The sequence below is a fragment of the Acidovorax sp. SUPP1855 genome (assembly GCF_030158955.1).
Lineage (GTDB): Bacteria > Pseudomonadota > Gammaproteobacteria > Burkholderiales > Burkholderiaceae_C > Paracidovorax.
The window spans coordinates 37298-49600 of sequence record NZ_BQXI01000021.1 but is presented as its reverse complement, the minus strand read 5'-3'; the positions used below and the strand labels follow the sequence as shown (position 1 = coordinate 49600).

Genomic DNA, 12303 nt, shown 5'->3' with positions numbered 1-12303 from the left:
GCGCGCGGCCACCGGTAGCCCGTGGGGTAATTCCGCATTCCACCCTATAGAATTCGCCCATCTTTTTTTACCGGTGCCGGATTGCCAGGACCCCGAGCGGCCCGGTTCCGGCCGTGCCGCCCCTTTTCCATGAGCACCTCTGCCCCGAACTCCCTGCCGTCCATGGTTCCCCATTCCGCTACCGAAGACACTGCGGCCCTGTTCACGGGTGTGCTGCTCATCTCGGTGGGCGTCGGCTTCTTCGGCAGTGCCGGCCTGCTCACGGGGGGAGCCGCCGGTCTGGCCTTCCTGCTGCACTACGCCACGGACATGGGCTTCGGCAAGCTTTTCTTCCTGCTCAACCTGCCGTTTTACTGGCTGGCGTGGCGAAAGATGGGGCTCAACTTCACGCTGAAGACTTTCGTGGCCGTGGTGTTGCTGTCGGCGTTGACCGAAGCACAGGCGGGCCTGATGCAGTTCGTCGCAATGCAGCCACTGTATGCGGCGATGGCGGGCGGGCTCATCACGGGCACGGGCTTTCTGGTGCTGTTCCGCCACCGGTGCAGCCTGGGCGGCATGGGCATCCTGGCGCTGTACCTGCAGGACCGCTACGGCTGGCGCGCGGGCAAGGTCCAGATGGCGGTGGACTGCTGCATCGTGCTGCTGGCGCTGTTCACGGTGGACCCCATGCGCGTGCTCTGGTCCATCGCGGGCGCCGTGGCGCTCAACCTGGTCGTGGCGATGAACCACCGCCCGGGCCGCTACATGGCCATGTAGCCGGCGCAGGCTCCGCCAGGAACTCCCGCAGCGCGGGGCTATCATTCCCGGCTATGCGCCGCGGCATGTTCCTCTTTCTCATCGTGCTCATGGCCCTTCGGGGCCTGGCGGGCAATGCCATGGCGGCCGGCATGCTGCCGGCGGTGGGCACGGCGGTGCATTCGGCCCATGCAGCGGCCGAACCGCGATCCGACACGCCCCCGGCGCACACCCTGCACACCGCGGCGCCCTCCGATGCCGCGGCGCTGCCGCCCTGCCATGGCGAGGCCACCGCCCCGTCGGCCGAGACCGCGGAGGCACCCCACGGTGGCACAGGCGATGCATCCCCCCACACCAGCCACCACGCCCATGACGGCGGTTGCTCGGCCTGCGGCATCTGCCACTCGGCCATGCTGACGCCCCCGCTGGCGGACCCCGCGCGCACCGCGCTACCCCGTGCGCCCCTGCCCCTGGCAGAGCGCCGCTTTGCCAGCGCCCTGGCCGCACAGGCCATCAAGCCACCCATTTCCTGAGCCCCGACGCCCGAAGTGCGTCCGCGATCCGCACCCGCCACCGGCGGCGCGCGGATCGGCGGCCGCTGGTTTCGCCCTTGCTCAGGAGATCGCCGTGCGCGCCCCCTCATCCCTTTCCGTTCGTTCTTCGCTCCTGCGCGGTGCCCTGGCCGCCGCCGCGCTCTTGCCGCCATGGCCGGCCCTGGCCCAGGCCCCCGGGCCGGTAGCCGACCCGCTGGCACCTGCCGGTGCGCTGGTCCACCACCGCAGCGTATTCACCGCCGCCGCGCCGCCCGTCGAAACCGGCACGGTGGCCTGGCGCGATGCCCAGGCCGCCGTGGCGGCCACGCCGCGCGGCCATGCCGACATCGTGGCGTGGGAAGCCCGCCAGGCCGCGCCCTCGGCGGCATCGGTAGCGCCGGCAGCAGGCCACGGTGCGCACCACCACCCGCCGTCCGACCCCACGCCCGCGCGGGGGACGCCATGACCGCGCCCCGCACCGCCGCCTGGGGCGCGCTGGCCGCCGCCCTGCTGCTGGCCGGCTGCGCCAGCGTGTCGCCCGACGGCCTGCGCAGCCAGGTGCAGGCGCTGGCCGATGGCCGCAGCGCCGGCGTGGCCGCGCCCGCGCTGCCCTCCTCCGACCCCGCTGCGCGCGCGCAGGCCGACGCGGCCATCGCGCGGTGGCTGGCCGGGCCGCTCGCAGCCGACGACGCCGTGCGCATCGCCCTGCTGCGCAACCCGGGCCTTCAGGCGCGGCTGGCCGCCCTGGGCGTGGCCGATGCGCAGCGCGTGCAGGCCTTGACCCTGCCCAACCCCACGCTCACGCTGGGGCGCTTTCGCAGCGGGCACGAGCGCGAGATCGAGCGCACGCTGGGCCTGGGCCTGATCGATCTCGTCACCCTGCCCTGGCGCACGCGCTGGCAGGGCCAGCAGATGGAGCAGGCCACGCTGGACGCCGCGCAGGACGTGGTGCGCCTGGCCTTCGACACGCGGCGCGCCTGGCTGCGCGCCGTGGCGGCCGAGCAGGTGGCGGCCACGCAGGAGCGCATGCACGAGGCGGCCGACGCCGGTGCCGAACTGGCGCGCCGCATGGCCCGCGTCGGCAACTGGAGCCGGCTGCAGCAGGCCCGCGAACAGGCGCTGTGGGCCGACAGCGCCGCCCAGCTGGCCCGCGCGCGGCTGGACGCCGCCACCGAGCGCGAGCAGCTGTCGCGGCTGATGGGCTTGTGGGGACCGGATGCGCACTACACGCTGCCCGACCGGCTGCCCGACCTGCCGGCAGAGCCCGAGGCCAGCGAAGGCATCGAGGCCCGGGCCCTGCGCGAACGGCTGGACGTGCGCGCCGCGCGGCTGGAGCTGGACCGCGTGGCCGACACCGAAGGCTTTGCCGGCGTGGCCCCCTGGGCCGGCGGGATCGGCCTGGCCTACACCCGCAACACCACGACCGAGCAGGACACCGGCCATGCCGACGTCAAGCGCGGCTGGGAGGTGGAACTGGCCGTGCCCCTGTTCGACTGGGGCGGCGCCGCACGCTCCCAGGCCCGGGGCCGCACGCTGCAGAGCGCGGCGCAGCTGCAGGATGTGGCCCTGCGCGCCCGCAGCGAGGCGCGCACCGCCTGGCTGGGCTACCGCACCGCCTACGACCTGGCGCGCCAGCAGCGTGACGCGGTCGTGCCGCTGCGCCGTTTCATCAGCGAGGAAACCACCCTGCGCTACAACGGCATGCTCGCCAGCGTCTGGCAGATGCTCGCCGAAGCCCGCGCCAGCAGCCAGGCCGTGGCCGATGCGCTGCAGGCCCAGCGCGACTTCTGGCTCGCCGAGGCCGACCTGCAACGGGCCCTGGCCGGCACCTCGGGCGGTGCGTCCAGCGCCGTCGCATCCGCCGCCCTGCCCGGTGCCGCCGCCGGCCGCGCCGCCAACCCCGAATCCCAAGGCCACTGACATGAAACGCCGCCACTTCTTCTCCGGCGCCGCCACTGCCGTGGCCGCCGCCTCCGTGGGCCGCGCCGCCCTGGCCGCGCTGCCCGAAATCCCCCAGCACGGATCGGCCGACACCGCCGTGCCGCCCGCGCCGCCCACCGGGCGCCCGTTCCGCCCCGTGGTCACCCTGAACGGCTGGAGCCTGCCCTGGCGCATGAACGCCGGCGTGAAGGAATTCCACCTGGTCGCCGAGCCCGTGGTGCGCGAGTTCGCACCCGGCTTCGTGGCCCACCTGTGGGGCTACAACGGGCAGAGCCCAGGGCCCACGATCGAGGTGGTCGAGGGCGACCGCGTGCGCATCTTCGTCACCAACCGCCTGCCCGAGCACACCAGCGTGCACTGGCACGGCCAGCGCCTGCCCAACGGCATGGACGGCGTCTCGGGCCTGAACCAGCCGGCGATTCCCGCGGGCAAGACCTTCGTGTACGAGTTCACCGCGCGGCGCCCGGGCACCTTCATGTACCACCCGCACGCCGACGAGATGACGCAGATGGCCATGGGCCTGATGGGCCTGTGGATCACCCACCCGCGACTGGATGCGCGCGGGCGCCACCCGCTCATCGCCACGGCCGACCGCGACTACGCCTTCCTGCTCAACGCCTTCGCCGTGGAGGCCGGCACGCGCACGCCGCGCGTGAACGAGATGACCGACTTCAACATCTGGGCCTGGAACAGCCGCGTGTTCCCGGGCATCGACCCGCTGGTGGCGCGGCGCGGCGAGCGGGTGCGGGTGCGCGTGGGCAACCTCACCATGACCAACCACCCCATCCACATCCACGGCCACGAATTCGAGGTGACCGGCACCGACGGCGGCGCGGTGCCCCCCGGCGCCCGCTGGCCCGAGGTGACCACCGACATCGCCGTGGGCCAGATGCGGCAGATCGAGTTCGTCGCCGACGAGCCCGGCGACTGGGCCGTGCACTGCCACAAGAGCCACCACACCATGGGCGCCATGGGCCACGACGTGCCCACCATGATCGGCGTGGACCACCGGGGGCTGGTGGCCAAGATCCAGAAGATCGTGCCCGACTACATGGTGATGGGCGAGCGCGGCATGGCCGACATGGGCGCCATGGAGATGCCGCTGCCCGAGAACACCCTGCCCATGATGACCGGCACCGGCCCCTACGGGCCGCTGGAGATGGGCGGCATGTTCAGCGTGCTCAAGGTGCGCGAGCACCTGGCCGCCGGCGACTGGCGCGACCCGGGCGACTACGTGCAGCCGCCCGGCCCCCAGGCCTGGGAATGGCAGGGCGCCGCGGCGGACCTGCCCCCCGCGCCGGCGGCACCCACCGCTTCCACCGCGCCGCGGGCCGGGGCTGCCACCGTGCGAAAACCGGGCCCCGGCGGCACCGGCCACGCCCATTGACCGGCCATGCCAGCACCCCTTTTTTGCTATTAATTAAATAGCAATATGCCCTAGAAAAATATGCACTGGAGCCGTTTTTTACTTGAAACCCGGGTGGACACCCCCACCCACCGAAAGGACCCTGCCATGCCCCTGACCCCTCCCGCCGCTGGCGCCGCCCAGCCCCCACTGGCCGCGCGCCGCCGCGCCCTGCACGGGATCGCCGCCTGGAGCGCTGCCGCCGCCCTGCCCTGGCCGGCCTTCGCGGCCGGCCCGCAACCCACCGCCATCGAGGTCTGGAAGGACCCCAGCTGCGGCTGCTGCCAGGACTGGGTGGACCACATGCAGGCCAACGGCTTTCGCGCCACGGTGCATGAGACCGGCAACGCCGCCGTGCGCAGCCGCCTGGGCCTGCCGCAAAAGCTGGGCTCGTGCCACACGGCACTCGTCGGCGGCTACCTGATCGAGGGCCATGTGCCGGCCGCGGACGTGCAGCGCCTGCTGCGCGAAAAGCCCAAGGCCCTGGGCCTGGCCGTGCCCGGCATGCCGGTGGGCTCGCCGGGCATGGACGGCGCGATCTACGGCGGGCGCAAGGACGCCTACGACGTGCTGCTGGTGGCGCACGGCGGTGCCAGCACCCGCGTTTTCAGCCACTACCCGCCATCCAAGGAGCCCGCATGACCCGCCGCCCCTCCACCCCGGGCCGTGCCGCCCTGTCCCCCTTCATCGCCGCCATCGCCTCCATCGCCGTCTTTGCCCTGGCGGGCACGGTCCCCGCGCAGGCGTCATCGCACGGCCAGGCCGGGCACGGCGGACACGATGGACATGCCGGCCACACCGCCGCGGCAGCCGCCCCGTCCGATGCGGCGTCCGATGCGGCGTCCGCTGCGGCCACCGCCACCGCGGTGGACGCCGAACTGTCCCAGGGCGAGGTCGTGCGCTGGGATCCGTCGGCCGCCCGGCTCACGCTGCGCCACGGCGAACTGAAGAACCTCGCCATGCCGCCCATGACCATGGTGTTCCGCCTGCAGGACCCGGCGCCGGACCTGCCGCTCGCGCCCGGCACGCCGGTGCGCTTCCATGCCGAGAGCCAGCGCGGCGCGCTCGTCATCACCCGCATCGAGGCGGCCCGCTGAAGGCCACCGGCGCGGCGCCATAATCGCCGCCCATATGACCGCAGCAACCCGTTCGGCCAGCGACGCTGGCAGCATCACCCGCGTGGCGGGCATCGAGGTCGGCCACTACACCGACGCCCGCCGCCCCACGGGCTGCACCGCCATCCTCGCGCGCGAGGGCGCCGTGGGCGGCGTCGACGTGCGAGGCGCCGCGCCGGGCACGCGCGAGACCGACCTGCTCGCGCCCTCCAACCTGGTCGAGAAGGTGCATGCCATCGTGCTCGCCGGCGGCAGCGCCTGGGGCCTGGAGGCCGCCACCGGCGCCGTGCGCTGGCTGGAGGAGCGCGGCGTGGGCCTGGACGTGGCCGTGGGCCGCCTGCCCATCGTGCCGGCGGCCGTGCTGTTCGACCTGCTGGTGGGCGACATGCGCATCCGCCCCGACGCCGCGGCCGGCTATGCCGCCTGCGCCGCCGCGTCGCGCGACGATCCGGCCGAGGGCAACGTGGGCGCGGGCACCGGGGCCGCGGTGGGCAAGCTCTTCGGCATCGGGCGCGCGATGAAGGGCGGCATCGGCACGGCCTCGGTGTCGCTGGACGGCATCACCGTGGGCGCCCTGATCGCCTGCAACGCCGTGGGCGACGTGGTCGACCCGCACACCGCCCGGCCCGTGGCCGGCGCGCGCTCGGAAGACGGCCAGCGGCTGATGGACACGCGGCGCGCGCTGCTGGGCGGCGTGCCGCCCGAGCCCGTGCTGCCCGGCACCAACACCACCATCGGCGTGATCGCCACCGACGCGGTGCTGACCAAGGCCCAGGCCCATCGCCTGGCCGTGTCGGGCCACGACGGGTTGGCGCGCAGCATCAACCCCGTACACACCCAATTGGACGGCGACACGCTGTTCACCCTGGCCACCGGCGCCACGGGCCGCCACGCGGGCATGCTGGTGCTGGCCACCATGGCGGCCGAGGCCGTGGCCCGCGCCACGCTGCGCGCCGTGCAGGCCGCGCAGTCCCTCACCACGCACGAAGGCCTGTACCTGCCGAGCGCGGCGGACCTCGGCCGATGAACGCCCTCGCCGCCCGCTCCCGCACCGTCACGCGACGGGTGCACACGGCCCTGCTGAACCTGCGCGACCTGATCCTGTCGGCCGGGCCGCTCGCCTTCCTGGCGGTGGGGCTGCTGGTGCTGGCCTACTGGTGGCTGCAGCCCGCGCCCCCGAAGCGCGTCACCCTGGCCACCGGGCCCGCGCAGAGCGCCTATGCGGACTTCGGCCAGCGCTACCAGAAGGCGCTGGCGGCCGACGGCATCGAGGTCGTCCTGCGCGAGACGGAAGGCTCGTCCGCCAACCTGCAGTTGCTGCGCAGCGGCGAAGCCGACCTGGCCTTCGTGCAGGGCGGCACCGGCGAACTGCGGCCCGAAGACGCCGACGCCCTGGAATCGCTGGGCAGCCTGTTCGTGGAACCGGTGTGGATCTTCTACCGCACCGAGGCCGCGCGCCGCGTGGTCAAAAGCGGCCGGCTCGACAGCCTGGCGCAGCTGCGCGGCCTGCGCGTGAACGTGGGCACCGCCGGCAGCGGCGTGCCCACGCTGATGGAAAAGCTGCTGGAGGCCAACCGCATGGAGCCCCGGGCGCTGCGGCTGTCCGAGCTGGGACAGACGCCGGCGACGGTGGAGTTCCTCGCGGGCCGGCTCGATGCGCTGGTGTTCGCCTCGGCGCCACAGTCGCTCATGGTGCAGATGCTGCTGCAGACGCCGGGCGTGCGGCTCATGGACTTTCCGCAGCACGAGGCCTATGGGCGGCGCTTTCCGTTCCTCACGCCCGTCACGCTGCCGCGCGGCGTGGTGGACCTGGCCGGCAACGTGCCGCCCGCCGATGTGCGGCTGGTGGCCTCCACCACGTCGCTGCTGGCGCGCGAGGGCACGCACCCGGCGCTGCTGCAGCTGTTCGCGCAGAACGCGCAGTCCCTGCACGGCAGCGCCGGCTGGTTCAACCGGGCGCGGGAATTTCCGAGCACCCGCCACAGCGAGCTGCCCATCGCCGCCGAGGGCGAGCGCGCCATCAACGAGCCCGCGCCGCTGCTGCAGCGCTACCTGCCCTTCTGGATGGCCAACCTGATCGAGCGCATGTGGCTGGTGCTGGGCATCCTGCTGGCCGCCATGCTGCCGCTGTCGCGCGTGGTGCCGCCGCTCTACCAGTTCCGCGTGCGCTCGCGCGTGTTCCGCTGGTATGGCCGCCTGCGCGAGATCGAGGACGAAATGGACGCCGGACAATCCGCGCCCCAGGCGCTGCACGAGGCCCTGGACCGGCTGGAGGCGCAGGTGGAAAAGGTGAGCGTGCCGCTGTCGTATGCCGACGAGCTGTACGCGCTGCGCAACCACATCCAACTGGTGCGCAAGAAGCTGCGCGCGGCGCCGGGCGGCGCGCCGGCTAGCGCGGCCTGACGGGCTTGCCGGCGCCCTTGCCGCGCTGCGCGCGGCCGTGGGCGGCCGCCACCGCGGGCGGCGGGCCGGGCAGCACCCGCAACGCCCCTTCGGCCATCAGCTTGTCGCGCATGCGGCGCGTCATCGACTGCGTGCTGCCGTCGGCCGCGGTGAACAGGAACAGCGTGTGGTGCGGGCTCGACCAGGTCAGCTGCGTGTGCACGGCGCGCTGGTTGGAGATCAGCTCGACCCAGCTGCCCAGCGGAAAGTCGTTGGTGGCCTCGGCGCCGCTGGCGGCGGCATCGCCCCCCTCGTCGGCCACGCCGGGTTCGTGCAGCGAGCCGTAGAGCGATTCCGGCGGCACGATGGTTTCCATGCCGTCCGGCTCTTCGGTGGACGCATCGGCCGGCTGCAAGGCCAGGCTGGCGGCGCGCTCCATCGCGGCCTGGTGCAGGCCGGCGATGCGCTCGAGCACGGCGCCCGCCATGGCCTCGGCATGGCCCACGCTGTCCAGGCCCTGGCGCACGGTGCCGAGCATGCGCGTGACGGTGCCGCCCAGCCGCTCGGGCTCGGCCGCGGCCACCTCGGGCTGGGCGATCCAGAACAGCTCGGGCACCAGGGCGAGGTAGCCGCCGGGGTCGCCATCGGCACTGCCGGGGTCGTCCATCTGCGCGAGCGCCACCACGTCGGCCCAGGGGCCGGCGGCGAAATCGAGAATGTCCCGAGGCACCTGGTCCGCCCCCGCCAGCGCGCGGATGTCGGCCGCGATGCGCTTGGACAGGGCCTCGCGCTGCTGCACGCGCAGGGCGGCCTGCCGCTCGGCCTCCTGGGCCTCGCGCAACTGGCGCTCCTGCGACGCCCAGGCCGATTCGAGCGCGGTCAGCACGGTGGCGAAGGTGTCGGCGTCCTGGCTTTCGCTGGTGGCCAGGTGGCTCACCGCCTCGTCCACGAGCCGCATGAAGCGGTCGAAACGGGGGTCGGCATCGGATTCGAAGTCCAGCGCGCGCTGCGTCAGCTCGTCCAGCAGGCGGCGCGCGGGGTGTTTGTCGTCGGTGAAGAACCGCCGGTCGTGCCGCACCAGCTGCTTGATGGCGGGCCGCAGGTTCTGCACGGCCCGCTGGATGGGCGGGGGCAGCCGCTGGTCCTGCGCGATGTTGTCCATCATGCGGCTCACCACCTCGGTGGCCGTGCGCGACGGAGAGGGCGGCGCGGGGGCCGCGACCGGCGCCGGGACCGCGACGGCCGCAGCGCCGCTCCAGGCCCCCAGCGCTGCAGGCTGGCTGCCGGCCAGCCGGCCGACGAGGCGCTCCAGCTGGGCGATGTCTTCCATCGCCTCGGCGGCCGCCGCGGAACTGGGCGCGAAGTAGTCCGAGCCACCGGCACCCATCTGCGAGCTGGCCGGACCACCGCTGCGGGCCTCGGCCCAGGCGGCCGGCTGCGAGGGCACGCCGCCGAACGCGGCGACGGGCGCCATGCCGTAGGCGAAGGCATCGCCGGAACTGGCGAGCATCTGACGCAGCATGCCCACGGTCAGCAGGGCTTCCTCGGCCTCGGCGGCGAGCGGCATGCCCAGCGAGGCCGGGCCGCCACCGCCGCCCATGCCGCCGGGCATGCCGTACTGGCTGGGGTACGCGCCGGGATGGGGCGCGCCGTAGCTGCTCGCCGGGCCGCCGTAGCCGCCGCCGTGGCTGCTGGGGTAGGCGCCACCGTAGCCGGTGGCACGCCCCGTTGACTGGCCGGCCTGACCCGCCACCGCATAGCCCACCGGGGCGATGCCGTTGTCGCGAAGGCTCTGGGCGGCGGTTTTGTAGACGGAGACGAGTTCGTCGCCCAGCACCTTGCGCATGTGGGCCATCCACACCTGGCGGACCTCGGCGGACACGCCCGTGTCGCCCACCACCTGCTGCAGGGCGCGGATGTAGTTCTCGGGGCGCAGGGGATTGCGCTCGGGCTGCACGCGCTGCAGGCCCTGGGCGGAGCTGACCAGGGTGTTGAGTTCGGCCAGCGTAGCCTCGGTGGCGTGCACCGCGATCTGCTGGGCCCGCGACAGCTCGACCTGGGCCAGCACCTCGGACTCGTCCATGAGCGACAGCTCGCCGAAGTCCATGCCCGTTTCGTCGCCCGGACGCGCGCGCGGGTTGGAGGGCCCCTCGGCGAACACCTCCAGCAAGGCCATGGGGTAGGCCTTGGCCAGGGCGTCCTCGTGCTGCTTGATCAGCCGCAGCGCATCGGCCAGCAGCGTGCGCTGCTGGATGTTGCGCTCGGTGGATTCATCGCTGGCCAGCGCCCCCTGGGTCACGCTGGTCAGCCGTCCCATCAACGCCTCGCCCTGCCGCACCGCGTTGACGACGCAGGCACGAAAGACCGTTCTGGACCGGGACGCGGGCAGGGACATGGTGGCGGGCGAGGAAAAGAGGCAGCAGCGACGATCCTAACGGGTTGTTGCTTATTTGAGTGCCTTGTAACGCATGCGCTTGGGCTTTGCGCCCTCTTCGCCCAGGCGTTTTTTCTTGTCGGCTTCGTATTCCTGATAGTTTCCGTCAAAGAACACCCACTGGCTGTCGCCTTCCGCGGCCAGGATGTGCGTGGCGATCCGGTCCAGGAACCAGCGGTCATGGCTGATCACCAGCACGGTGCCGGCGTATTCAAGCAGCGCGTCTTCCAGGGCGCGGAGGGTTTCCACGTCCAGGTCGTTGGAGGGCTCGTCCAGCAGCAGGACGTTGCCGCCCGCGATCAGCGTCTTGGCCAGGTGCAGGCGCCCACGTTCGCCGCCCGAGAGGCTGCCGACCTTCTTTTGCTGGTCCGAGCCGTTGAAGTTGAAGCGGCCCGCATAGGCGCGGCTGGCCATCTGGAACTTGCCGACGTTCAGGATGTCCAGGCCGCCGGAGATGTCTTCCCACACGGTCTTGTCGTTGCCCAGCTCGTCGCGGTGCTGGTCCACGAACGCCATCTTGACGGTGGAGCCCACCACCACCTGGCCGCTGTCCGGCTGCTCGCGGCCGGCCAGCAGCTTGAAGAGCGTGGACTTGCCGGCACCGTTGGGGCCGATGATGCCCACGATGGCGCCCGGGGGAACGCTGAAGCTCAGGTCGTCGATCAGCACGCGGTCGCCGAAGGACTTGCTGACGTTATGGAACTCGAACACCTGCTGGCCCAGGCGTTCGGCCACGGGGATGAAGATTTCCTGCGTTTCATTGCGGCGCTGGTATTCGAAATCGCTCAGTTCCTCGAAGCGGGCCAGGCGCGACTTGCTCTTGGCCTGGCGGGCCTTGGGGTTCTGGCGCGACCATTCCAGCTCCTTCTTCAGGGCCTTGGCGTGGGCCTCCTCGCTCTTTTGCTCCTGCGCCAGGCGGTCGCCCTTTTGCTCCAGCCAGGTGCTGTAGTTGCCCTTCCATGGAATGCCGCGGCCGCGGTCCAGCTCCAGAATCCATTCAGCGGCGTTGTCGAGGAAGTAGCGATCGTGGGTGATGGCCACGACGGTGCCGGAAAAGCGCTTGAGGAACACTTCCAGCCACTCGACCGACTCGGCATCCAAGTGGTTGGTGGGCTCGTCGAGCAGCAGCATGTCGGGCTTGGACAGCAGCAGGCGGCACAGGGCCACGCGGCGCTTTTCGCCACCAGACAGCAGGCCGATCTTGGCGTCCCAGGCGGGCAGGCGCAGGGCGTCGGCGGCGATTTCCAACTGGTGCTCGGAGTCGGTGCCGGCCGTGGCGATGATCGCCTCCAGCTGGGCCTGCTCGGCCGCCAGGGCGTCGAAGTCGGCGTCTTCGGCGCCGTAGGCCACATAGACCTCTTCCAGGCGCGCCTTGGCCGCGAACACCGCGCCCATCGACTCTTCCACGCTCTCGCGCACGGTGTGCTCGGGGTTGAGCTTGGGCTCCTGCTCCAGGTAGCCGATGGTCAGGCCCGGCATCGGAATGGCTTCGCCTTCGATTTCCTTGTCCACGCCGGCCATGATCTTGAGCAGCGTGGATTTGCCCGAGCCGTTCAGGCCGAGCACGCCGATCTTGGCGCCGGGGAAGAACGACAGGGAGATGTCTTTCAAGATCTGCCGCTTCGGCGGCACGGTCTTGCTGACGCGGTTCATCGAATACACGTATTGGGCCATTGGCTTTCTTTCCTTAGATGGGGGCTGCGCTGCCGGGGATGCACGAGCGGCCGGGGAGGCCTGCCGGAAAAGCGCGTTCAGGCG

Annotated in this window: 11 protein-coding genes; 9 read left to right on the top strand and 2 right to left on the bottom strand. The window is 72.2% G+C overall.

Annotated elements, in window-relative coordinates; translation table 11 throughout:
* Positions 1–129 precede the first annotated feature (129 nt).
* From AVMA1855_RS17600 to AVMA1855_RS17560, 9 genes are all read left to right on the top strand, one after another.
* On the top strand, positions 130–756 hold the full coding sequence (locus AVMA1855_RS17600) for a YitT family protein (RefSeq protein ID WP_284426707.1): 627 nt from the start codon (positions 130–132) through the stop codon (positions 754–756).
* A gap of 65 nt (positions 757–821) precedes the next feature.
* Positions 822–1268 (top strand): hypothetical protein, encoded by a 447-nt coding sequence (locus AVMA1855_RS17595; RefSeq protein WP_284426706.1) that lies wholly within the window; start codon positions 822–824, stop codon positions 1266–1268.
* Between the two features lie 94 nt (positions 1269–1362).
* Complete coding sequence (locus tag AVMA1855_RS17590) at positions 1363–1734, top strand: hypothetical protein (protein ID WP_284426705.1); 372 nt, start codon at positions 1363–1365, stop codon at positions 1732–1734.
* Positions 1731–3188, top strand: a complete 1458-nt coding sequence (locus AVMA1855_RS17585) for a TolC family protein (RefSeq protein WP_284426704.1) — start codon at positions 1731–1733, stop codon at positions 3186–3188. Before AVMA1855_RS17590 ends, AVMA1855_RS17585 begins: the two co-directional genes overlap by 4 nt.
* Position 3189: 1 nt before the next feature.
* Positions 3190–4596 carry a multicopper oxidase family protein gene (locus tag AVMA1855_RS17580; RefSeq protein WP_284426703.1) on the top strand — a complete coding sequence of 469 codons (1407 nt, stop codon included), beginning with the start codon at positions 3190–3192 and terminating at the stop codon, positions 4594–4596.
* A gap of 126 nt (positions 4597–4722) precedes the next feature.
* Positions 4723–5256 carry a DUF411 domain-containing protein gene (locus AVMA1855_RS17575; RefSeq protein WP_284426702.1) on the top strand — a complete coding sequence of 178 codons (534 nt, stop codon included), beginning with the start codon at positions 4723–4725 and terminating at the stop codon, positions 5254–5256.
* A complete protein-coding gene (locus AVMA1855_RS17570; protein ID WP_284426701.1) occupies positions 5253–5711 on the top strand; it encodes a copper-binding protein in 459 nt (152 codons plus the stop codon). The genes AVMA1855_RS17575 and AVMA1855_RS17570 overlap by 4 nt, the downstream gene beginning before the upstream one ends.
* Before the next feature lie 34 nt (positions 5712–5745).
* The gene (locus AVMA1855_RS17565; RefSeq protein WP_284398801.1) at positions 5746–6756 is read left to right on the top strand and encodes a P1 family peptidase; all 1011 of its coding nucleotides are present in this window, start codon (positions 5746–5748) and stop codon (positions 6754–6756) included.
* Positions 6753–8132 (top strand): TAXI family TRAP transporter solute-binding subunit, encoded by a 1380-nt coding sequence (locus AVMA1855_RS17560; RefSeq protein WP_284406152.1) that lies wholly within the window; start codon positions 6753–6755, stop codon positions 8130–8132. The genes AVMA1855_RS17565 and AVMA1855_RS17560 overlap by 4 nt, the downstream gene beginning before the upstream one ends.
* Here AVMA1855_RS17560 and AVMA1855_RS17555 read toward each other — a convergent pair.
* Together AVMA1855_RS17555 and ettA are read right to left on the bottom strand one after the other, a co-directional pair.
* Positions 8119–10506, bottom strand: a complete 2388-nt coding sequence (locus AVMA1855_RS17555) for a DUF1631 family protein (RefSeq protein ID WP_284426700.1) — start codon at positions 10504–10506, stop codon at positions 8119–8121. The two genes, AVMA1855_RS17560 and AVMA1855_RS17555, sit on opposite strands and share 14 nt — an antisense overlap.
* A 51-nt stretch (positions 10507–10557) precedes the next feature.
* Positions 10558–12219, bottom strand: a complete 1662-nt coding sequence (gene ettA / locus AVMA1855_RS17550; protein WP_272568457.1) for an energy-dependent translational throttle protein EttA — start codon at positions 12217–12219, stop codon at positions 10558–10560.
* Positions 12220–12303: the final 84 nt, after the last annotated feature.

Excerpts from the sequence above, each read along its gene's own strand:
- AVMA1855_RS17555 (WP_284426700.1), bottom strand. The coding sequence starts at position 10,506 with ATGTCCCTGCCCGCGTCCCGGTCCAGAACGGTCTTTCGTGCCTGCGTC.
- AVMA1855_RS17585 (WP_284426704.1), top strand. The coding sequence starts at position 1,731 with ATGACCGCGCCCCGCACCGCCGCCTGGGGCGCGCTGGCCGCCGCCCTG.
- AVMA1855_RS17595 (WP_284426706.1), top strand. The coding sequence starts at position 822 with ATGTTCCTCTTTCTCATCGTGCTCATGGCCCTTCGGGGCCTGGCGGGC.
- AVMA1855_RS17600 (WP_284426707.1), top strand. The coding sequence starts at position 130 with ATGAGCACCTCTGCCCCGAACTCCCTGCCGTCCATGGTTCCCCATTCC.
- AVMA1855_RS17565 (WP_284398801.1), top strand. The coding sequence starts at position 5,746 with ATGACCGCAGCAACCCGTTCGGCCAGCGACGCTGGCAGCATCACCCGC.
- AVMA1855_RS17570 (WP_284426701.1), top strand. The coding sequence starts at position 5,253 with ATGACCCGCCGCCCCTCCACCCCGGGCCGTGCCGCCCTGTCCCCCTTC.
- ettA (WP_272568457.1), bottom strand. The coding sequence starts at position 12,219 with ATGGCCCAATACGTGTATTCGATGAACCGCGTCAGCAAGACCGTGCCG.
- AVMA1855_RS17575 (WP_284426702.1), top strand. The coding sequence starts at position 4,723 with ATGCCCCTGACCCCTCCCGCCGCTGGCGCCGCCCAGCCCCCACTGGCC.
- AVMA1855_RS17580 (WP_284426703.1), top strand. The coding sequence starts at position 3,190 with ATGAAACGCCGCCACTTCTTCTCCGGCGCCGCCACTGCCGTGGCCGCC.
- AVMA1855_RS17560 (WP_284406152.1), top strand. The coding sequence starts at position 6,753 with ATGAACGCCCTCGCCGCCCGCTCCCGCACCGTCACGCGACGGGTGCAC.